The organism is Amycolatopsis iheyensis, from assembly GCF_024703995.1.
In the GTDB taxonomy this organism is placed as follows: Bacteria; Actinomycetota; Actinomycetes; order Mycobacteriales; family Pseudonocardiaceae; genus Amycolatopsis; species Amycolatopsis iheyensis.
In genome coordinates this window covers 11,883-32,680 of sequence record NZ_JAMXQV010000015.1, presented here as the reverse complement: position 1 = coordinate 32,680, position 20,798 = coordinate 11,883, and the positions used below count along the sequence as shown (strand labels likewise).

The 20,798-nt window shown below is 72.0% G+C and carries 18 protein-coding genes; 9 read left to right on the top strand and 9 right to left on the bottom strand.

Annotation, left to right across the window (positions count from 1 at the left end; translation table 11 throughout):
* Positions 1–2: 2 nt before the first annotated feature.
* Positions 3–1,082 carry a mannose-1-phosphate guanylyltransferase gene (manB, locus tag M8542_RS26785; RefSeq protein ID WP_257923012.1) on the bottom strand — a complete coding sequence of 360 codons (1,080 nt, stop codon included), beginning with the start codon at positions 1,080–1,082 and terminating at the stop codon, positions 3–5.
* A 141-nt stretch (positions 1,083–1,223) separates the two neighbouring features.
* Between manB and M8542_RS26780 the strand changes: the two genes are divergently transcribed.
* Positions 1,224–1,688, top strand: coding sequence for a hypothetical protein (locus M8542_RS26780; RefSeq protein WP_257923011.1), 465 nt, complete (start codon positions 1,224–1,226; stop codon positions 1,686–1,688).
* Here M8542_RS26780 and M8542_RS26775 read toward each other — a convergent pair.
* The 3 genes from M8542_RS26775 to M8542_RS26765 all read right to left on the bottom strand — a co-directional run bounded on the left by M8542_RS26775 (position 1,685) and on the right by M8542_RS26765 (position 5,025).
* Positions 1,685–2,545, bottom strand: a complete 861-nt coding sequence (locus M8542_RS26775) for a glycosyltransferase family 2 protein (protein ID WP_257923010.1) — start codon at positions 2,543–2,545, stop codon at positions 1,685–1,687. The genes M8542_RS26780 and M8542_RS26775 overlap by 4 nt on opposite strands.
* A gap of 200 nt (positions 2,546–2,745) precedes the next feature.
* Positions 2,746–3,876: a glycosyltransferase family 4 protein gene (locus M8542_RS26770; RefSeq protein WP_257923209.1), complete on the bottom strand. Its 1,131-nt coding sequence runs from the start codon at positions 3,874–3,876 to the stop codon at positions 2,746–2,748.
* 72 nt (positions 3,877–3,948) lie between these two features.
* Entirely contained in the window at positions 3,949–5,025 is a 1,077-nt protein-coding gene (locus tag M8542_RS26765) for a glycosyltransferase family 4 protein (protein ID WP_257923009.1), read from the bottom strand.
* A gap of 9 nt (positions 5,026–5,034) precedes the next feature.
* Here M8542_RS26765 and M8542_RS26760 point away from each other — a divergent pair, with 9 nt between their 5' ends.
* The 4 genes from M8542_RS26760 to M8542_RS26745 all read left to right on the top strand — a co-directional run bounded on the left by M8542_RS26760 (position 5,035) and on the right by M8542_RS26745 (position 10,797).
* Entirely contained in the window at positions 5,035–5,970 is a 936-nt protein-coding gene (locus tag M8542_RS26760; RefSeq protein WP_257923008.1) for a glycosyltransferase family 2 protein, read from the top strand.
* 31 nt (positions 5,971–6,001) lie between these two features.
* Complete coding sequence (locus tag M8542_RS26755; RefSeq protein WP_257923007.1) at positions 6,002–8,503, top strand: glycosyltransferase; 2,502 nt, start codon at positions 6,002–6,004, stop codon at positions 8,501–8,503.
* Positions 8,496–9,581, top strand: a complete 1,086-nt coding sequence (locus M8542_RS26750; protein WP_257923006.1) for a glycosyltransferase family 4 protein — start codon at positions 8,496–8,498, stop codon at positions 9,579–9,581. Before M8542_RS26755 ends, M8542_RS26750 begins: the two co-directional genes overlap by 8 nt.
* 73 nt (positions 9,582–9,654) lie before the next feature.
* Positions 9,655–10,797: a hypothetical protein gene (locus M8542_RS26745; protein WP_257923005.1), complete on the top strand. Its 1,143-nt coding sequence runs from the start codon at positions 9,655–9,657 to the stop codon at positions 10,795–10,797.
* On the opposite strand, the gene rfbD is transcribed toward M8542_RS26745, so the two are convergent.
* Both rfbD and rfbB read right to left on the bottom strand, forming a co-directional pair.
* Positions 10,783–11,682, bottom strand: coding sequence for a dTDP-4-dehydrorhamnose reductase (gene rfbD, locus M8542_RS26740; RefSeq protein ID WP_372508618.1), 900 nt, complete (start codon positions 11,680–11,682; stop codon positions 10,783–10,785). The two genes, M8542_RS26745 and rfbD, sit on opposite strands and share 15 nt — an antisense overlap.
* Positions 11,683–11,693: 11 nt before the next feature.
* Positions 11,694–12,683, bottom strand: coding sequence for a dTDP-glucose 4,6-dehydratase (gene rfbB, locus M8542_RS26735; RefSeq protein WP_257923003.1), 990 nt, complete (start codon positions 12,681–12,683; stop codon positions 11,694–11,696).
* 137 nt (positions 12,684–12,820) lie between these two features.
* On the opposite strand from rfbB, the gene M8542_RS26730 reads away from it, so the two are divergent.
* On the top strand, positions 12,821–14,365 hold the full coding sequence (locus M8542_RS26730) for an LCP family protein (RefSeq protein ID WP_257923002.1): 1,545 nt from the start codon (positions 12,821–12,823) through the stop codon (positions 14,363–14,365).
* A gap of 79 nt (positions 14,366–14,444) precedes the next feature.
* Positions 14,445–15,704, top strand: coding sequence for an LCP family protein (locus M8542_RS26725; protein ID WP_257923001.1), 1,260 nt, complete (start codon positions 14,445–14,447; stop codon positions 15,702–15,704).
* 69 nt (positions 15,705–15,773) lie between these two features.
* Here M8542_RS26725 and M8542_RS26720 read toward each other — a convergent pair whose 3' ends face one another.
* A complete protein-coding gene (locus M8542_RS26720; RefSeq protein WP_257923000.1) occupies positions 15,774–16,604 on the bottom strand; it encodes an NAD(P)H-binding protein in 831 nt (276 codons plus the stop codon).
* 108 nt (positions 16,605–16,712) lie between these two features.
* Here M8542_RS26720 and M8542_RS26715 point away from each other — a divergent pair, with 108 nt between their 5' ends.
* Complete coding sequence (locus tag M8542_RS26715) at positions 16,713–17,423, top strand: TIGR03089 family protein (protein ID WP_257922999.1); 711 nt, start codon at positions 16,713–16,715, stop codon at positions 17,421–17,423.
* Here the strand turns inward: M8542_RS26715 and M8542_RS26710 are convergent.
* Positions 17,420–17,860, bottom strand: coding sequence for a DoxX family protein (locus M8542_RS26710; protein ID WP_257922998.1), 441 nt, complete (start codon positions 17,858–17,860; stop codon positions 17,420–17,422). The two genes, M8542_RS26715 and M8542_RS26710, sit on opposite strands and share 4 nt — an antisense overlap.
* A 247-nt stretch (positions 17,861–18,107) precedes the next feature.
* Here M8542_RS26710 and M8542_RS26705 point away from each other — a divergent pair, with 247 nt between their 5' ends.
* The gene (locus M8542_RS26705; RefSeq protein WP_257922997.1) at positions 18,108–19,952 is read left to right on the top strand and encodes an elongation factor G; all 1,845 of its coding nucleotides are present in this window, start codon (positions 18,108–18,110) and stop codon (positions 19,950–19,952) included.
* Here the strand turns inward: M8542_RS26705 and M8542_RS26700 are convergent.
* A complete protein-coding gene (locus M8542_RS26700; RefSeq protein ID WP_257923208.1) occupies positions 19,949–20,764 on the bottom strand; it encodes a DUF1206 domain-containing protein in 816 nt (271 codons plus the stop codon). The genes M8542_RS26705 and M8542_RS26700 overlap by 4 nt on opposite strands.
* Between the last annotated feature and the right edge of the window lie 34 nt (positions 20,765–20,798).

Here is a 20,798-nt window from a genome sequence, read left to right as displayed (position 1 = left end):
GGCTACGCGTCGCTCGAGAAGCGGACGGAACCGTCGGGCAGCACGGTGTCGGGCCAGATCCGGGCGCCGTCCAGGAGCTCGCAGCCCGCACCGACGGACACGCCGTCGCCCAGCACGACCCCGCGCAGCACCGCGCCGGCGCCGACCCGAGCACCGTGCCCGAGCACCGAACGCTCGACGATCGCGCCTTCGGACACCGCCGCGCCGTCGAAGAGCACCGAGCCGTCGATCTTCGCGCCCGAGCCGACCACCGCGCCGCCGCCGATGGTCGAACCACCGGACAGCTGGGCGTCTTCGGCGACGGAAGCGCCGTCGAGCACCAGGAAGTCGCCGGGGCGGCCGGGCAGCGCCGACGTCGGCGCGACGCCGCGCACCAGGTCGGCCGAGCCGCGCACGAACGCTTCCGGCGTGCCGACGTCAAGCCAGTACGAGCTGTCGACGAAGCCCTGGATGTGCGCGCCCTGCTCCAGCAGCCCCGGGAACGTCTCGCGCTCGACCGACACGCGCCGCCCGGTCGGGATGGCCTCGATCACCGGACGGCGGAAGACGTAGCAGCCGGCGTTGATCTGGTCGGTCGGCGGGTTCGGCGTCTTCTCGAGGAAGGCCTGGACGCGGCCGGTCTCGTCGGTCGGCACCGAGCCGAAGCGGCTCGGGTCGGGCACGCGCTGCAGGTGCAGGGTGACGTCGGCCTCGGACTCGCGGTGCACCCGCAGCTGCTCGCCGAGGTCGGAGCCGGAGATGATGTCGCCGTTGAAGACGATCACGTGGTCGGCGCGCAGCTTGTCGTACACGTTGCGGATCGCGCCCGCGGTGTCGAGCGGTTCCGCCTCGACGACGTATTCGAGGTCCAGACCGATCGACTTGCCGTCGCCGAAGTACTCCTCGAACACCTCCGCACGGTAGCTCGTGCCGAGCACGACGTGCCGGATCCCGGCCTCGCGGATGCGCGAGAACAGGTGGCTCAGGTAGGGCGTCCCGGCTGTCGGGAGCATCGGCTTGGGCGCCGACAGCGTCAGGGGCCGCAGGCGGGTGCCCTTGCCCCCGACCAGCACGACGGCGTCGATCTCGACCTCGGACGTCACGGAAATCTCCTCCTGTATCACGCACCGCTGAGCGACAAGCCGCGGGAAACCCTGACGGAGGTCGCCCGGAGGGCCTACCCTAGACAGGAAACAGGCGGGCCTTTCCCCAGAGGGCCCCGGGTCAGTCGGGAGGCCGAGGGGATGGACCCCCGCGATCGGGCGGACGCCCTGCTCGCACGAGCCCAAGCGCGCGGTGTGTTCGTAGTGACACCCGACAGCGCCATTTCGCCGATGGACGCCTCCAACACGCAGCAGATACCGCGTGCCGCCATCGACGGGCTCGACCGCAGCCAGGACCCCGACACGACCACGCAGCTCCCGGCGTCGCTGATCGAGGAGAACGACCACCCGCTGGCCGGCTCGTCGCCGACCCGGCGGCTGGAGGCCCAGGGCAGCCGGCGGCCGCAGCCGACGACGCCGTTGAGCACACCCACGCCGACGACGCCGATGCCCTCGCCGGTCACCACGCCGCTGGCCCGCCGGCCCCAGGCCGAGCCGATCACGAGCCCGCTGAAGGAGCCGGACCCGGAGGAGACCGGTCTGGTGCCGACGGTGACGCAGAACAACGGCAGGTCCGACCTCTCGCGCCGGCTCGACGGGATCTAGCGGGTCTCGAGCTTGAGCCGCAGCGCGAGCCCGAGCTTCGCGGCGGCGAGCACCGGCTTCCAGACGAGCCCCGGGTGGCGGTCGGCGAGGTAGCGGTAAGCGCTGTCGTGGTGCGCCTTGAGCATCTTCTTGGAGGCCTGCGACGTCGAGTGCCCGCCGACGTGCATGACGCTCGAGGACGGCGCGTAGACGTTCAGCCAGCCCGCCTTCGCCAGCCGGTCCCCGAGGTCGACGTCCTCGAAGTACATGAAGTAGCGCGTGTCGAAGCCGCCGACGGAGTCGAAGGCCTCGCGGCGGATGAGCTGGCACGAGCCGGACAGCCAGCCCGAGACGCGCTCGACCGGGGTGCCGGTCTCCTGCCGGTACTGCTTCGTCCAGGGGTTGCCGGGCCAGACCTTCGCGAAGACGGCGTGCCCGATCCCCCGCCCGAACGACGGCAGCAGCCGCGCCGAGGGGTAGACGGTCCCGTCGAGGTCGTGGATGAGCGGCCCGAAGGCACCCCCACGCGGCCACCGCTCGGCCACCTCGAGGAGAGCGTCGAGGGAGCCGGGCTCCCATTCGAGGTCCGGGTTGACGACGACGACCCAGCCGTACCGGTCGTCGAGCTCCGCGGCACCGCGGTTGGCGCCGGCCCCGTAACCGACGTTCTCGCCGATGCTGAGCAGCTGGACGTTCTTCCGCTTCTTCGCGACCTCCTCGAGGGCGCCTTCGACGGAGGCGTTGTCGGCGATGACCACCTTGACCTCGCGCTCGGTGGCTTTGTCGAGGGTGTCGAGGAAGCGCTCGATGGTGTCCTCGGAGAAGTACGTCACGGTCACGACGCCGACTTCGTCGCCATAGCGGGAGTGCTCAGTCACCCGGCCATTGTCCACCGGTCACCCAACGCGACCCCGCCACCCCGAAGCCCGTGACGGAACCGCCGACACACGTGATCAGGAAGCCGACACGCGTGATTGCGGAGACGACACGCCGCCCGCGCCCGAGCCCCGCCGTGTCGACCCTTCAATCACGCGAGTTGACTCTTCAATCACGTGTGTCGGCTCTGGGATCACCGGGGTCAGCGGGTGCGGAGGTGGCGGGACCAGGCCTTGGCGTACGCCTCCCGGTGCCGCTCAGCCGTAGTCGCCCAGGAAAACTCCTTCGCGCGCTGCTGAGCCGCCGTCGCGAGCTCCGAGCGGCGCGAAGGGTCCGCCAGCAGCTCCGACAGCCCCGCCGCCACGTCGCCCGCGCCGACGCCGCAGTACGCCACCGCGTCGCCGCCCACCTCCGGCAGCGACAGCCGCCGGGTCGTCAGGACGCACGCGCCGCACGCCATCGCCTCCAGGACCGGCAGCCCGAACCCCTCGCCCAGCGACGGATAAGCCACCAGCGAAGCCCCGCCCAGGAACCCGGCCAGTGTCCCGAAGGGCAGATATCCTGCCCGGATCACCCGAAGCCGATGCGGCACGGCGTCCAGCGCCCGCTCCACCTGCGTGTCCCACCCCGGCTGCCCGGCCAGGACCAACGCCGGCGCGTCCCGCTGCCCCGCCACCGCCCGCGCGAACCCGCGGATCAGTGCCGGGACGTTCTTCCGCGGCTCGAGAGCACCCAAGAATGCCACGTAAGGCGTACGCCCGAGGCCGACCGCCGATCGGGCGGCCGCCACCTCCGATGGTGACGGTGGGTGAAACCGCTCAGTGTCGACGCCGTGGTGAATGACTTCCAAGGAAGCGTGCCGCACCGGGCCGACGCGGGCCAGCTCCGACGCCGTCGCCGCCGAGGGGACCACGCACAGCGTCGCGCGGCGCAACGCCGTCGCCGTCCACGCGCGGAAGAAGCGGGCCTTCACCGACGAGTGCAGCACGGCGTCGGTGAAGAACGTCGCGTCGTGGAGCGTGACGACCGATGCCGCCGACGTGGCCAGCGGCATCGTGTAGTGCGGCGAGTGGACGACGTCCGCGCCGAGGCGGCGCACCAGCCGGGGCAAGGTCGCCTGTTCCCAGGTCAGCCGCGCGGTGCGGGTGGTCGTCGACGGCGACGCGGGCACGATCCGCGAATGCGGTGCCAGCCGATCGTAAAGCCGCAGGTCCCGGGGCTGGCACACGACGGTGACCCGCGCCCCGTCCGCGTCGAGGGCGGCGACGAGCGAGTCCACGTACCGGCCGACCCCGCCGCGGTCCGCGGGAACCGCGGTCGCGTCGATCAGCACCCGGGGGTCATCGCTCACCCCTGCAGGGTACGGCGACGACCCTCCGTCATGGTCGGGAACTGGCAAACCCGCCTAGTCGGGCGGCCGCTGGTGGATCGCCCAGACGGCTTCGGCCGCGCGACGCCAGGTGAACGCGCGAGCCCGCTCCCGCCCCGATCGAGTGAGCTCGGCCGCCACGGTGGGTGACTCCAGCACCTGCCGCAACGCCGCCGCCAGCGCCGCCGCGTCGCCGCGCGGCACCGTCAGGCCCGCGCCGCCCGCGACCTCCACCAGCGCCGGGACGTCCGTGTGCACGACCGGCACCCCGGCCGCCATCGCCTCCAGCAGGCCCAGCCCGAAGCCCTCCGCGAGGCTCGGCACGGCCAGCACGCTCGCCCGCCGCAGCACGGTCGCCAGCTCGGCGTCCGACACCTTCCCCAGCATCCGCACCCGGTCCGCGGGGAGCCCGCGTTCCCGCGCCAGCGCCACCGGGTCGACGCCGCCCCAGCCCGGCTGCCCGGCGAGCACGAGCACCGTGCCCTCCAGCGCCGCGACCGCGTCGACCAGCACGTCGATGCCCTTGCGTGGCTCGATCGTGCCGACGGCCAGGACGTACCGCGAAGGCAGGTCCACCTCGGCGGACCCGGGCGGCACCCGCACGCCGTGCGGCACCACGCGCACCGGGACGTCGACGTCGACCAGCACCGCCAGCTCGTCGGCGACGGCCCGCGTCGGCACCACCAGCCCGGTCGCCCGCCGCGCGGCGCGCGCGATCATCGACCGGTGCCAGCTGACCCCGCGCGCGGTGAGCGTCTCGGGGTGGGTCCACGGCACGGTGTCGTGCACGGTCACGCTCAACGTCTTCCCGGCCGGCGCGCGCGGCGGCGCGAACGGCGTCGGCGCGTGCACCGCGTCGCCGCCCGGCCACCAGCGCAGGCCCAGCTGCCAGGCCGCGACCAGCGCGCGTGGCGGGATCCGCAGCACCCGGGGACCGTCGACGCCGTCGAGCCGCGCGGCACCCACGTCGGCGTGCCGCGCGACCACGCTGGACACCGTCCAGCCCGGCGGCGCGGTCTGCGCGAGCGCGGGCAGCAGCTCGGCCGTGTAGCGCCCGGTGCCACCGGGCACGGGCGCGAGGAGCTGCTCGGCGAGCACGACCAGTTCGGGCACGCGGCTATTGTGCGGGACGTGACCGCGAATCCCGCCACCACGGTGGTCGTCGTGACCTGGCGGGGCGCCGGGCACGTCACCGCGTGCCTCGACGCGCTCGCCGCGCAGACGCGTCCACATCGGACGCTCGTGGTGGACAACGCCTCCGACGACGGCACGGCCGCCCTGCTCGAGGCCCATCCTTCGCACCCGCAAGTAATTCGCCTGTCCCGCAACACGGGCTACGCGGGCGCGCTCGCCGTCGCGCTCGGGAAAGTCGGAACCCCGCTGATGGCGTGGCTGAACGACGACGCCGAACCGGCGCCGGACTGGCTCGCCACGCTGGAAGACACCCTGGACAAAGCGCCCTTGGCGGGCGCGGCGACGTCGCTGCTCGTGCGGCCCGACGGCACCACGCAGTCCGCCGGGGTCCGGCTGACCGCCGACGGCCACGGCGCCGACCTCACCGATCCCGCGGGCGAGGTGTTCGGCTTCTGCGGTGGCGCGGCCCTGCTCCGCGTCGACGCGCTGAAGAGCGTGCGCGGCGTCCCGGCGTCGTTCTTCTGCTACTACGAGGACACCGACACCGCGTGGCGGCTGCGGCTGGCGGGGTGGGACGTCGTCGCGGCGCCCGAGGCCCGCGTCCGGCACGCCCACGGCGTCAGCAGCAAACCGGGCTCGGCGCCGTTCCACCGCTGGAACGAGCGCAACCGGCTGCTCATGCTGCTGCGCTGCGCGCCCCGCGGGGTCGCGGTGAACCAGCTGCTGCGGTTCGCCGTGTTGACAGCGGTGCTGCCACTGCGGCCGGGGCGGCCGGCCGCGGCGAACTTCCGGTTCGGCCTGCGCTGCCGGGTGCTGGCCGAGGTGATCACCCGCCTTCCGGCGACGCTGGCGGCCCGGCGCGGAATCGGCCGTCGCGCGGCACTCGGCCGAGGCGCGGTCTGGGACGCTTGGGCTGGCCTTTAAGCTGGCGCAAATCCCGACGAAGGAGCAGGCTTTGGCGCAGGGGGCACCGCAACCGCTCGTCTCGGTGATCGTGGTCAACTACCGCGGCGCCGACGACACGATCACCTGCCTGCGCGCGCTCGCCGAGCACGACTACCCCGAGCTCGAGCTGATCTGCGTCGACAACTCCGACGAAGCCGCCCGCATCCGCGAGGCCGTGCCCGCCGCGAACGTCATCGAGGCCGGCCGCAACACCGGGTTCGCCGGCGGCTGCAACCTCGGCGCGAAGCACGCCAAGGGCACTGTCCTCGGGTTCCTCAACAACGACGCGCGCCCGGCGCCCGGCTGGGTCTCCGCCGCGGTCGCCGAGCTGCGCGCGCAGCCCCGCGTCGCCGCCGTGGCCAGCAAGGTCCTCGACTGGGACGGCACCGGCACCGACTTCGTCGACGGCGGCCTGACCTGGTTCGGCATGGGCTACAAGCGCCACGCGGGCTCGCCGCTGGCCGACGTCCCGGCGGCCGAGCACGAGGTCGCGAAAGACGTCCTGTTCGGCACCGGCTCGGCGATGTTCGTCCGGGCGAGCGTGTTCGCCGAGCTGGGCGGCTTCGACGAGCGGTTCTTCATGTTCTACGAGGACGTCGACCTCGGCTGGCGGCTCAACCTGCGCGGCTGGCGCGTCCGGTACGTCCCGGAGTCGCTGACCTACCACCGCCACCACGGCACGATGGCGGCCGTCGACGCGCCGGAGACCGGCCGCGAGACCTTCCTGTTGGAGCGCAACGCCCTGGCCGCGCTCTACAAGAACCTTTCCGACGAGACCCTCGTCAAAGCGCTGCCCGCGGCCCTCGCCCTCGCCGTCCGGCGGGCCACCGCCCGCGGCGAGCTGGACGCGACCCAGCTGGACCTCGAAAAAGGGGTCGGGCCGATCGAGTCCGGCGACGTCGCGATCCCGCGCACGACGCTCGCCGGGCTGCTGGCGATCGACCAGTTCGTCGAGCAGCTGCCGTCGCTGGCCGAGTCGCGCGCGGTCGAGCAGGCCGCCCGCGTCCGCACCGACGCGGACCTGCTTCCGTTGCTGCGCAAGGCGTTGGAGCCCGCGTACCCGCTGCCGCGCTACCTCGCGGCGCACGACATCCTCGTCGAGGCGTTCGGCATCGAGAAAGCGTTCGGCCGGCGCCGGAAGATCCTCGTGCTCACCGGTGACGCGCTCACCGAGCGGATGGCCGGCCCGGCGATCCGCGCCTGGAACATCGCGCTCGCGCTGGCCGCCGAGCACGACGTCCACCTGATCACCACCAACCCGCTGGCCACGCCGCCGCCCGCGCCGTTCCGCGTCAGCGCCGGCAAGCACCGTGAGCTGGACGCGCCGATCGCCTGGGCCGACGTCATCGTCCTGCAGGGCCACGTGCTCGAACTGGCGCCGTCGCTGAAGAAGGAGCACAGCGGCAAGATCGTCGTCGCCGACCTCTACGACCCGATGCACCTGGAACTGCTGGAGCAGGGCAAGGGCGTCGCCGACGACCAGCGCGCGGCCGACCTGGCCGGCGTCACCCGCGTGCTGGACGCCCAGCTCGAACGCGGCGACTTCTTCCTCTGCGCGTCCGAGCGGCAGCGGCACTTCTGGCTCGGCCACCTGGCCGCGATGGGCCGGCTTTCCCCGCGGCTCTACGACGCCGACCCGACCACGCAGTCGCTGCTCGCGGTCGTCCCGTTCGGACTGTCGCCGCAGCCACCGGCGCGCACCGGCCCCGGGCTCCGCTCGTCGCTGGGCATCGGCGGCACCGACCACGTCGTGCTCTGGGCGGGCGGGGTGTACAGCTGGTTCGACCCGCTGACGCTGGTCCGCGCGATCGACACGCTGCGCCGCCGCCGCGGCGACGTCCGGCTGGTGTTCCTCGGGATGAAGCACCCGAACCCCGAGGTCGCCGAGATGGACATCGGCACGCGCACGATCCGGCTCGCGGATTCGCTGGGCATGACGGACAAGCACGTCTACTTCAACGAGCAGTGGGTGCCCTACCACGAGCGCCAGAACTGGCTGCTCGACGCGAACTGCGGGGTCACGACGCACTACGAGCACGTCGAGACGACGTTCGCGTTCCGCACCCGGGTCCTCGACTACCTGTGGGCCGGGCTGCCGATCGTCACCACCGACGGCGACGCGTTCGCCGACCTGGTGCGGGCCGAGAAGCTCGGTGTCGTCGTCCCGGCCGAAGACGCTTCGGCTTTGGCGGACGCGCTGGAAAAGTCGTTGTACGACGAGGAGTTCGCCGCGGGCTGCGTCGAGCGGATCGCCGTCGTCGCGCAGCGGTTCGCCTGGCCGGAAGCGTTGAAGCCGCTGGTGGAGTTCTGCCGCGACCCGCGCCCGGCGGCCGACCGGCTGCCCGGCTCGGCGGACCTGGTGAAGACGCCGGCGGTGCGCGGCCGGGCGATGCTGCGCCGCGACGCCGACCTGGTCCGCGAGTACCTGGCCGCGGGTGGTGCCGGTGAGCTGGCGCGGCGGGCGGGCGGCCGGGCGCTGAAGGTCGTCAAGCAGCGGTTGCGCCGTGGCTAGGTCCCTCAGCGTTCTCCTCGACGGCACCCCGCTCCTCGGCGCGCGCACCGGCATCGGCCGGTACACGTCCGCGCTGATCGAAGAGCTGGTGTCGATCCCCGAGGTGGACACGCGCGCGGTGGCGTTCACGCTGCGCGGCTGGCGGCGGCTGCGGCACGTGCTGCCCTACGGCGCGCGGGCCCGCGGGATGCCGGTGGCGGCGCGGCTGCTGCGGAAGGCCTGGGTGCGCGCGGAGTTCCCGCCGGTGGAGCTGTTCGCCGGTCCGACGGACGTCGTGCACGGCACGAACTTCGTGCTGCCGGCCCGGTTCCGCGCGGCAGGCGTCGTGACGATCCACGACCTGGCCTTTTTGGACAATCCCGCGGAGCTCGCCCCGAGCGACCGCGACCTGCCGGAGCTGGTCCGCCGCGGCGCCCACCGCGCGAACGTCATCTGCACGCCGACGGCGGCGGTGGCGGACTCGGTGGCCGAACGCCTGGACGTCTCCCGCGACAAGATCGTGGTGACCCCGCTGGGCGTGAACCCGGCGTGGTTCACCGCCCGCCCGCCGGACGACGAGCGTCGCGCGCGGCTCGGGTTGCCGTCGCGGTACCTGCTGTTCGCCGGCGCGGCGGGCCCCCGCAAGGGCCTGGACTGGCTGACCCGCACCCACGAGGCGGCGCCGGACCTGCCGGACCTGGTCTTCGCCGGCCCGGGCCCGTTCCCGCGCTCGGCCCGGACGACCCAGACCGGCTATCTGTCCGATGTGGACCTGCGCACGGTGGTGGCGGGCGCGTCGGCCCTGGTGCTCCCGTCCCGCGACGAAGGGTTCGGGCTGCCGGTGCTGGAGGCGATGGCCTCGGACGTCCCGGTGGTGTGCACGGACATCCCGGCACTGCGCGAGGTGACGGGCGACTGCGCGAGCCTGGTCCCCTACGGCGACGTGGACGGCCTGGCCTCGGCGTTGCGGACGGCGGTGACCGACCCCCACGCGGTGGCGACGTCGGCATCGAGACGAGCCCACGCGGCGAACTTCACCTGGCGGACGTGCGCGGAGCTGACGGTCGGCGCGTACCGGCTGGCCTCAGGCCGGCACTGACCGGGCCCACCCGGCAACGGGCAACGGGCAACGCCTCCGCCGACTGCCGCCTCGGTTCATTTAGCATGAAGTCGTGCTCCGCTCACGAAAGGCCCCCGGTTTCGAGCCGATTTCGTCTCGAATGAAGAAATATCACCCGCGCCCGGGCTCCAAGTTTCGGTCCGACCCCGAAGCAGCGGCACTCCACTACTGCGAACTTTTCTGGGAAACCAGGCAGGCGGACTTGCAGGCGATCGACGACCTGACGAGATCCAGGTTCCACGTGAACTTGTCCACCGACAACAGCTGCCACGACCTCGCCGAAACCACGAAACGAGCTGCCCTGATATCCGACACGCTGACGCTCAGTCACGACTGGTCCCAGGACCTCCACGAGGTAGGTATAGAACGACGGAAATGCACACATCCTGAGCCAATAGTGGAAATCGACTCCGGGAGGGCCGGCGACGCACGAGCCAGCCTGCACGCCACGAGGTATCGGGAAGAAAACCACAACGAGACGGAGGCCTACGGTGTGCACTGCCCGAACCTGAGCGAACTGGGCCACTGGGTCCTGGATGCCCGGCCGCTGCTGCGAGCGGGACTCGCCTGGTACGTCCCCAGCTTTTCGAGATTCGGCTACCGCACCGAGCGCGGCGTCAAGCTGCGACCCCGGCCGTGTGATGAACCAAGGCGTCTCCACGCCCTGGACCTGCTGGCTCGCGACGGCCGGCTCATCGACGGATCAGGGGCCACCCCGCTCAAGAGCCGCCTGATTCGACCGGTGCTTCAGACCGACTTGCCCTTCATCGAGGGCACCAGCCTTCGCGACTTCAGCAGGATCACCGTCGGCGAATTCGACTCCTATGCCGCGTTCCGCGACCAGCTGCGCCTCACGTTGCTCGAGCTGGACTCGTCGCTGGACGCAGTTCAGTCCCAGCAGGAGCTGGTCAAGGTCGGCTTGAAGATCAACGATCAGATCAGGTCGATGAAAGCCGAGATCGGGAAAGTCCGCCGCAAACGGGCGGCAGGCGCGACCGGCGCGGTCCTGGGCTCGGTGAGCGCGATCCTCGTGGCGGCATACGGACCGGCACTGCAGACGGCGATCGCCGCGGTGGGGGCGAGCGGCGGACTCTGGGGTGCCGTTCACGCGCTGTCCGAGAACGGCAAGAACCAGTTCCGCGACAACAAGTGGTACTACGCGTGGGTGCTCGAACGCTCCTCAGGCCGGCACTGACCGGGCCTTGAAGTAGGCGTCCAGCGCCTCTTCCCACGGCCGCAGCGGGGTCAGCCACGCCTCCTGCCACGAAGCCGGCGACAACACCGAATACGCCGGCCGCGGCGCGGGCCTCGGGAACTCCTCCGTCGTGCACGGGTGCACCCGCGACGGGTCCGCCCCCAGCCGCGAGAAGATCGCCTTGGCGAACCCGCACCAGCTGACCGAACCGGTGTTCGCGCAGTGCAGGATCCGGCGCTCCGGCCCGTCGCCGGCCGCCACTCGGGAAGCCAGCTCCAGTAGCCCCGCCGCCAGGTCGGCCGTCCACGTGGGACCGCCGATCTGGTCGTCCACAACGGACAGTTCCGGGCGCGAAGACTCCAGAGCTGTCATGGTCTTCACGAAGTTCGACCCGGTGTGCCCGTACAGCCAGCCGGCCCGCACCACCCAGGACGACGCGCCCGAGCCGAGCACCGCGTCCTCGCCCGCCGCCTTCGTGCGGCCGTACGCCGTGCGCGGGCCCAGCTCGTCGAGGGGCTCGTACGGCGTCGACGCGTCGCCCGCGAACACGTAGTCCGTCGACACGTGGATCAGCGGGACCCGCCGGGACGCGCACGCCGCCGCCAGGACCCGTGGGCCGTCGGCGTTCACCGCGAACGCGCGGTCCTCGTCCGTCTCCGCCGCGTCGACCGCCGTGTACGCCGCCGCGTTGACGACCACCGGGGCCGAACCGGTTTCGCGGGCGCGGTCGGCCAGCGCGCCGACCGCCGCCAGCACCTGGCCCGTCGCCGTCACGTCCAGCTCGGCCGACCCGGGGGCGATCACGTCCACCGAATCCGAAGCCAGCGCCGCGAAATCCCGGCCGAGCTGTCCGGAACCACCGGGCACGAGCACCGTCAGCCGCACAGGCACATCCTCTACTTCTTGAGCGCGGCCCGCTCCGCAAGGGGCTCCCACCACGCGCGATTTTCCGTGTACCAGGCCACTGTCGCGGCCAGACCGTCCTCGAAGGACACCCGCGGAGCGTACCCCAGCTCGGCGCCGATCTTCGTGATGTCCACCGAGTAGCGGCGGTCGTGCCCCTTGCGGTCCTCGACCGGTTCGACGCTGTCCCAGCCCGCGCCGACGGCGGCCAGCAGCAGCTCCGTCAGCGCCCGGTTCGTCAGCTCGGTGCCGCCGCCGATGTTGTAGACCTCGCCGGGCCGGCCGGCCTCGGCGACCAGCTGGATGCCGTGGCAGTGGTCGTCCACGTGCAGCCAGTCACGGACGTTGAGGCCGTCGCCGTAGAGCGGCACCTTCCGCCCGTCGAGGAGGTTCGTGACGAACAGCGGGATGACCTTCTCGGGGAACTGGTACGGACCGTAGTTGTTGGAACACCGCGTGACGCACACCGGCAGCCCGTGGGTGCGGAAGAACGACCGCGCCACCAGATCGGACGACGCCTTCGACGCCGAGTACGGCGAATTCGGCTCCAGCACGTGGTCTTCGGTCCAGGAGCCGGTCTCGATCGAGCCGTAGACCTCGTCGGTGGACACGTGCACGAACTTGCCGACCCCGGCTTCGACCGCCGCCTGCAGCAGGTTCTGCGTGCCCAGCACGTTCGTCAGCACGAAGTCGGCGGCGCCGAGGATCGAGCGGTCCACATGCGACTCGGCGGCGAAGTGCACCACCAGGTCCACCCCGCGCATCACCTCCGCGACCAGCGCGGTGTCGCAGATGTCGCCGCGGACGAAGCGCAACCGCGGGTCGGCGGCGACCGGGGCCAGGTTGGCCTCGTTGCCGGCGTAGGTGAGTTTGTCCAGCACGACCACTTCGGCGTCGGCCAGCGCCGCGTAGGCGCCGGTCAGCACCTGCCGGACGTAGTGCGACCCGATGAAGCCGGCACCACCGGTGACCAGGACCCGCATCTTCCCGCCTTCCCCTCCGCCCCGTCCGGGGCAATCGACCCCCAGCCTACGGAGGTCCCACAACACCCTCAGTAGAGTCATGATGGAGGCACGTCGGTGCCCTGGGGGAAGCACGGGGTTCACAGGGGAGGAAGCGCGTGACCGAATGGCCTGCGCCGCCCATCCCGGCCCCCCGCCGGGAGCGGGCCGGCCACGCCGCCGCGATCTTCGCCCGCCGCGGCGGCAAGGTCGTCGTGTCGCTGCTGTCGGTCGCCATCCTGGCCCTGACCTGGTACGGCTGGCACTTCATCGGCGACCCGAACAAGGGCCTGACCACCACCGACGTCTTCGCCGACACCACGGCCCACGCCAAGCCGCTCGACGGCGCGATCGACATCCTCCTGGTCGGCCAGGACAGCCGCACCGACGCGCAGGGCAACCCGCTGCCCCGCGAGGTGCTGGACATGCTGCACGCCGGCGTCTCGGACGGCGAGCTGAACACCGACACGATGATCCTCGTGCACATCCCCCAGAACGGGAAGCACGCGATCGCGATCTCGTTCCCCCGCGACTCCTGGGTGGAGCTGGCCGGCGGCTACGGCAAGCACAAGCTCAACAGCGCCTTTGTCTACGCGTACACGGACACTTACAAAACGTTGCAGCGCCAGGGCATGACCGACCTCAAGCAGGCCGACAAGGAAGCGAAGGTCGCCGGGCGGAAGAACCTGATCGCCACGATCGAGAAGTTCATCGGCAAGCCGGGCATGATCGACCGCTACGCCGAGGTCAACCTGGCGAGCTTCTACGAGATCACCAAGTCGATCGGCGGCGTCGAGGTCTGCCTCAACGGGCCGGTCAAGGAAGTGAAGTCCGGCGTGGACCTGCCGGGCGGGCGCCAGACCATCGAGGGCGTGCAGGCGCTGGCGTTCGTCCGCCAGCGCTACGGGCTGCCCAACTACGACCTCGACCGGATCGCCCGCCAGCAGGCGTTCCTGTCCGGGCTGGCCCGCAAGGTCATCTCCACCGACGTGCTGACCAGCCCGGCGAAGATCGCCGACCTGGTCACGGCGGTGAAGAAGTCCGTGGTCGTGTCGGCGGGCTGGGACCTGACCGAGTTCGCCGAGCAGATGCGCGGCCTGACCGGCGGCAACATCGAGTTCCACACCATCCCCACCCTGGGCAACGCGAACATCGGCGGCGCCGACGTGCTGCGCGTCGACCAGGCGGCCGTCCAGGCCGACGTGGCCCGGCTGACGTCGGACGGCGACACCCCGGCCGCGCCGAGCGCCACGCAGCTGCCCGGCGCCAAGGCCGTCACGGTCGAGCTGTTCGACGGCACCGGCTCGCCGGCGCTGACCACCCAGACCCACGCGATGCTGCAGGGCAAGGGCTTCACGCTCGCCGCCGACCAGAAGCTGAGCAACCGCAACACCACCGTGGTCCGCTACAACCCGGCCGACGCCGCCGGGCTCGAGCTGGTCAAGCAGGCCCTGGGCACGACGGTCCAGGCCGAGCCGGACCGCGACGTCACCGCCGGGCACGTGCGCGTGCTGCTGGGCAAGGACTTCCGGAGCTCCGCCGCCGGCGCCGGCGGCGCGCCCTCGACGGCGCCCGCGAAGCCGACGACGACGCCGTCGACGTCCGCGAACTCCACCCCCGCCGCGCCGCCGATCACCGCGGGCGGCGTTCCCTGCGTCAACTAGACTGCGTACGCAGGGTGGTCGGGGGAAGTGAGCCAGGGTGGCAGAAGAGCAGGAAAAGCCAGAGCCGGACGTGACGCCGGTGACACAGCGCGACGATTCCGAGTGGAAGCCGTCGCCGTTCCCGCGTCCGCCCGAGCCCGCTCCGGTCGTCGAGGCCGCGCCGCTGCCCGCTTCGCGGCTGGGCCGGGCCGGGCGGGTCACGCGCCGGGTCGCGATCGGGCTCGTCTCGCTGCTCGCGCTCGGCGTCACCGGCTACGCGTACGTCACGAAGGACCAGCTGCAGCAGAACGTCCCGACGACCGACGCGCTCACCCCGCGGGCCGGTGAGCCCGCGCCGCCCCCGGCCGACGACGGCGCGGAGGACATCCTGCTCGTCGGCAGCGACGCGCGGACGGACGCGCAGGGCAACCAGCTCCCGTTGCGCCTGCTGAAGCAGCTGCGGACCGAGTCCAACGACGGCGCGGTGAACACCGACACGATGATCCTGCTGCGGGTGCCGAAGAACGGCGCGAAGCCGTCGGCGGTCTCCGTCCCGCGGGACACGTGGACCGACGTCCCGGGCCGCGGCCCGGCGAAGATCAACTCGGCGTACGGCATCGCGAAGGCGCACTTCGCGCAGCAGCTGCGCGGCCAGGGCGAGCGTGACCAGGCGAAGATCGAGCGCGACTCCGACACCGAGGGCCGCCGGGTCCTGGTGCAGGCGGTGCAGGACCTCACGCAGGTGCGGATCGACCACTACGCCGAGGTCAACCTGCTGGGCTTCTACCTGCTCACCGAGGCCCTCGGCGGGGTCAAGGTGTGCCTGAACCACTCGACCGAGGACAAGGACTCGGGCGCGAACTTCCGCCGCGGCGAGCAGACGGTGTCGGGCGGCGAGGCGCTGTCGTTCGTCCGCCAGCGCAAGAACCTCCCGCGCGGCGACCTCGACCGGATCGTGCGGCAGCAGGCGTTCCTGTCCTCGGCACTGCACCAGGTGCTCTCGGCGGGCACGCTGACCAGCCCGGGCACGCTGAACAACCTGATGGACGCGGTGCACCGGTCGCTGACCCTCGACCCGGGGCTCGACCTGCTCCAGTTCGCGCAGCAGGCGCGCGGGATCGCCTCGGGTGACCTGACGTTCGCGACGATCCCGGTGCTCACGGCCAACGGCCGCAGCCCGGACGGCCAGAGCATCGTGCAGGTCGACCCGAAGGCGGTCCGCGAGTTCGTGGCGAGCCTGGCGGGCCGGCCAGCGCCGGCGGCGGCCAAGGCCCCCGGAGGTGGTGGCGGGGGCAGCGGCGCCGCCCCCGCCGCGACACCGCTGCTCCAGGCCTCCGACGGAGTCCCCTGCGTCAACTGAGCGGCACTTTCGTAGGGAAAGTGCCGCCCCGCCGCCACCCGAGCGGAGCTTTCGTAGGGAAAGTGCCGCTCAAGCGAAGTCGGCGCGGTGATCCTCGGCCCATTGGCGGAACGTGCGCGGCTCGTTCCCCGTCACCTCGCGCACGACGTCGGTCACCACCGACGGCTCCCGGGACGTCCGTGCCCAGGCGCGCAGGATCTCCGGCGGCACCTCGGGCGGCCACCCCAGCGCGACCATCCGCTCGGCGGCCTGCTCCGGTGTCAGCTCCTCGACCGGCAGCGGCCTGCCGAGGACGTCGGCGAGCACCGCCGCCTGCTCCCGGAAGCTGATCGGCTCGGGTCCGCTGAGCTGCAGCGCCGCCCCGACGTGCGAACCATCGACGAGGATCTTCGCCGCGACGTCGGCGATGTCCCGCTCGTGGATGGCGCCGACCCGCGAGTCCGGGTGCGCGGTGCGGACGACGCCCTCGGCGATGTCCGCGCGCCAGCCCAGGACGTTCGTCGCGAACGCACCCGGGTTGAGCCGCGTCTCCCCGAACGGCGCCGCGATCAGCGCCTGCTCCACGGCGTGGTGGAGCGCCGCGATGCGGCTCTGCGCCGACTCCGGCTCGAGTGTCGCGCCCGACGACAGCAGCACGACGTGCCGCACGCCGGCCGCTTCGGCCGCCTTCACGAAGCCCTCGATCCCCGACGGGCGTGTGTACAGGAACACCGACTCGACGCCGGCGAGCGCGGCGTCCAGTGTGGACGGATCTTCGAGGTCGGCGCTCACCTTGGGCGTCGGCACGTCGAGCGTGGTGGCGTCGCGGCTCGCCGCGCGCACGTCCTGACCTGCGGCGACGAGCGCGTCGAGCACGGCGCGGCCGACGTGGCCGCGCGCGCCGGTGACGAGAACGGTCATGGCTGTCCCCCAGCTCCGATATACATTTGCTTGCAAAGCAAAGCTACCGAGCCCGGAGAGGCGGTGTCAACCGGCGAACCGCGTGGTCCGCGCTTTAGGCTTTCGCGCATGAGCCTGACCGACGAGCTGCTGCGCCCGCTGCTGGCCTCGCCCGCCAAACCGTTGATCACCCACTACGACGACCAGCTGGGCAGCCGCGTCGAGCTGTCCGTGGCGACGACCGCCAACTGGGCGGCGAAAACGGCCAACTGGCTGACCGAAGAGTTCGACGTCGAACCGGGCGACGCGGTGGCCGTGCAGCTCCCGGCGCACTGGCAGACCGTCGGCGTGCTGCTCGGGGCGTGGTGGTGCGGGGCGCGCGTCGTGACCGAAGGAGCCGGCGCGCGGGTGGCGTTCGTCGGGCCGGACGACCCGGAGCCGACCGGCGCGGCGGCGACGGCCGTCGTCACGCTCGACCCGATGGGCCGCGGGCTGGCCGAGCCGCCGGGCGGCGGCGCGTTCGACTACCTGAGCGAGTCCCGCGCGGCGGGCGACCAGTACAGCCCGCTGTTCCCGATCCCCGGCGACACCGCGGCGCTCTTCGAGTCCACTGTGGACGAGGTGCTGGCCGAAGCCCGCACCCGCGCCGGGAAGCTCGGCCTCGGCGCGGACGACCGGGTGCTGTCCATTCGCGACTGGAGCGGAACCGACGGCATCCTCGACGGCCTGCTCGTCCCGCTGGCCGCCGGCGCCCACCTCGTCCACGTGAGCAACGCGGACGAGGCGAAGCTGGCGGCCCGCCGCGATGCCGAACGCACCACGGCGGACCTCCCGGCCTAGGCGTTCTGCAGCTCGCCGACCTCGGCTTCGCGGCGCGCCCGCTTGCGGCCCCACAGCAGGTGGTCCAGCGACAGGCGGCCGCCGTTGAAGCCGAGGGCGAGCCCGGCCAGCGCCAGCACCAGGACGAGCTCGTAGCCGCCCTGGCCGGTCAGGCCGTTGTCGATGTGCACCGAGAGCAGCGCACCGACCGAGATCACGACGTACCCGATGCCCACCAGCGGCATCAGGAACCCGGCGATGAAGGCGATCGAGCCGAGGATTTCGACGGTCATCGCGAAGACCGCGGCGACCGTGGGCAGCGGGATGCCCGTCATCTCGAAGAACTTCGCCGTGCCGTCGATGCCGTTGTTCCACTTCTGGAGCCCGTGCGCGAGGAAGACGACCGCGACGCCGATCCTCCCCAGCAGCAGCGCCACGTCCTTGACTCGTCCGAACATCGGTTTCAGCTCCCCGGTGGGTGAATTTTCAACTGACCCGCCCCAAGCTAGGGGTCCGGAACGCCCGATCGAAGCATCGGAGGGTGATCGACAGGGAACCGACAGGGACCGAAAACTCACTTGGCGACCACCGCCGCGAGCGCTATCTTCGCCCTGACCTGCGTCAACGACCGTGAGGAGACCCCGATGCGCCGACAGACCGTCCTGCCCGGCCTGTCACCCGCATCACAAAGGACTTCTCACGACCGTGAAAACCCTGAACATCGGCATCCTGGCCCACGTCGACGCCGGTAAGACCAGCCTGACCGAGCGCCTGCTCTTCGAAGCGGGCGCCATCGACCACCTCGGCAGCGTCGACCGCGGCGACACCCAGACCGACTCCCTCGAGCTGGAACGCCGTCGCGGCATCACCATCCGCTCCGCGGTGGTCTCCTTCGTGACCGGCGAAACCCGGATCACGCTGATCGACACCCCGGGCCACTCGGACTTCATCGCCGAGGTCGAACGCGCGCTGCGCGTCCTCGACGGCGCCGTCCTGGTGGTGTCGGCCGTCGACGGCGTCCAGGCCCAGACCCGCGTGCTGATGCGCACGCTGCGCCGGCTCGGCATCCCGACGCTGGTCTTCGTCAACAAGACCGACCGGATGGGTGCCCGCGACCAGCTCGAAGACATCCGCGCGAAGCTGGCCCCACGAGCGGTCGCGGTGGCCGAAGCGACGTCACCCGAATTCCTCGCCGATGGCGACGACCTGTTTCTGGAGTCCTATGTGGACGGGTCGGTCGACGAGGCCGCGTGCCGCGCCGAGCTGGCCCGCCAGGTCGCGCGCGGCCTGGCGCACCCCGTCCTGACCGGCTCGGCGATCACCGGCGCGGGTGTCGCGGACCTCGTGACGGCGATGACGGAACTGCTCCCGGCGACCGAACGCACCGGCGCGGGGCCCTTGCGCGCGACGGTGTTCAAGATCGACCGCGGCCGCGCCGGGGAGAAGATCGCCTACGCCCGCCTGCACTCCGGCTCACTGGCCCCGCGGCAGCGGATTCCCTGCTACCGCGGGGAGACGGAGTTCGCCGGCCGGGTCTCGGCGGTCGAGGTCGCGGGCGGCGACGTGGCGCTCGCCGGGGACGTCGCCCGGGTGCGCGGGCTGCGCGAGGTCCGGATCGGCGACCGCCTCGGCTCCCCCGGCGCCGCCGGCGACGGCGTGTTCGCGCCACCGAGCCTGGAGACCGTCGTCCGGCCGGTCCGGCCCGAGCAGGCGGCCGCGCTGTTCACGGCGTTGACCCGGCTGTCCGAAGAGGACCCGTTGATCGACGTCCGCCGGCACGGCCACGACATTTCGGTTCGGCTCTACGGCGAGGTGCAGAAGGAGGTGATCCGCTCGATGCTGGCCGACGGCGCCGGGATCGACGTCACGTTCGAGCGGACACGCACGCTGTACGTCGAGAAGCCGGTCGGCCGCGGCGAAGCGCTCGAGGAGCTGGATCCCGAGCAGCGGCTGTACTTCTTCGCGACGGTCGGGCTGCGGGTGGAACCCGGTCAGGGCGTCTCGTTCGGGCTGTCGGTCGAGCTGGGGTCGCTGCCGCTGGCTTTCCACAAGGCGATCGAGGAGACCGTGCACGCGACGCTCGAGCAGGGCCTGTACGGCTGGGAGGTGCTCGACGTCGCCGTCACGCTGACGCACACGGCGTTCTTCAGCCCGCTCAGCGCGGCGGGCGACTTCCGCAAGATGACGCCGCTGGTGCTGATGGCGGCGCTGCAGGAGGCCGGCACGCGGGTGCACGAGCCGGTGCACCGCTTCGAGCTGGAGATCCCGGCGAGCGCCGTCAGCGCGGTGCTGCTGAAGCTCGCGGACCTGCGCGGGATTCCGGGCGAGCCGGTCGTCGGGCCGGCGTCGTGCACGCTGCACGGCACGATCCCGGCCGCGCACGTCCACGAGTTCGAGCAGGCGCTGCCCGCGCTCGGGCAGGGCGAGGCCGTGTTCTTCAGCGAGTTCGACGACTACCGGCCCTACCCCGGGCCGCCGCCGACGCGGCCGCGGACCGGCGACAACCCGTTGGACCGCAAGGAATACCTCGCGCAGGTGGCCCGGCGTTAGCGCTTGTGCGCCCAGGCCGCGCCGAAGCAGTAGGCGCCGAACGCGGCCAGGCCGAGCGCGACGACGATGAGCAGCACGGTGCCGAAGGGCTGGGCGGCGAGCGTCTTGAGGGCGGCGTCCAGCCCGCCGGCCTTCTTCGGGTCGGCCTGGAACCCGGCGATGGCGACGAGGACCGCGACGATCCCGAGGACGGCGCCCTTCGCGAGATAGCCGACCCGGCCGACGCCGCCGATCCAGTGCTGGGTCTTGCCGGGCAGCTCGTGCGTGTCGAGGTCTTCGAGGAACTTCTTCTTCGCACCCTTGACCCCGGCGGCGATCGCGACCCCGAGGATGCAGGCGGCGGCGACGACCACCAGCGCCGGACCGGCGGGCAGCTGGAGCAGCTTCGCGGTGAACTCCTGCTGCGTCTGGTTGCTCGACCCGCCACCACCACTGCCGGTGGCGATCCGGAAAGCGGTGAACCCCAAGGCGATCACGACGACCCCGCGCGCGGCGGCGCCGATCCGCTTGCGGGTCCGCTGCCCGCCGCTGACCCACTCGTAGCCGGTGGCGGCCATCATGAACTGCCAGAGCCCGAACAGGACCAGACCGATGGCGAGAACCCACAGCAGCACCTGCCCGAACGCTGTCGAGCCGACCTGCTGCAGGGCGCCCTTCTGGTCGGCCTGCTCACTGTCCCCGAAGGCAACCTGCAGGGCGAGGTAGGCGATGATCAGGTGGACGACGCCGTAGCAGGCCATGCCGATCCGGCCGAGCAGCTGCGCGGTGTCACTCTTCTCGCCCCGTTGCGCGTCGGCCTCGGTCCGGCGCACTCCTCTTTCGGCCTTGGCCTCGGCCCGGTTCGCG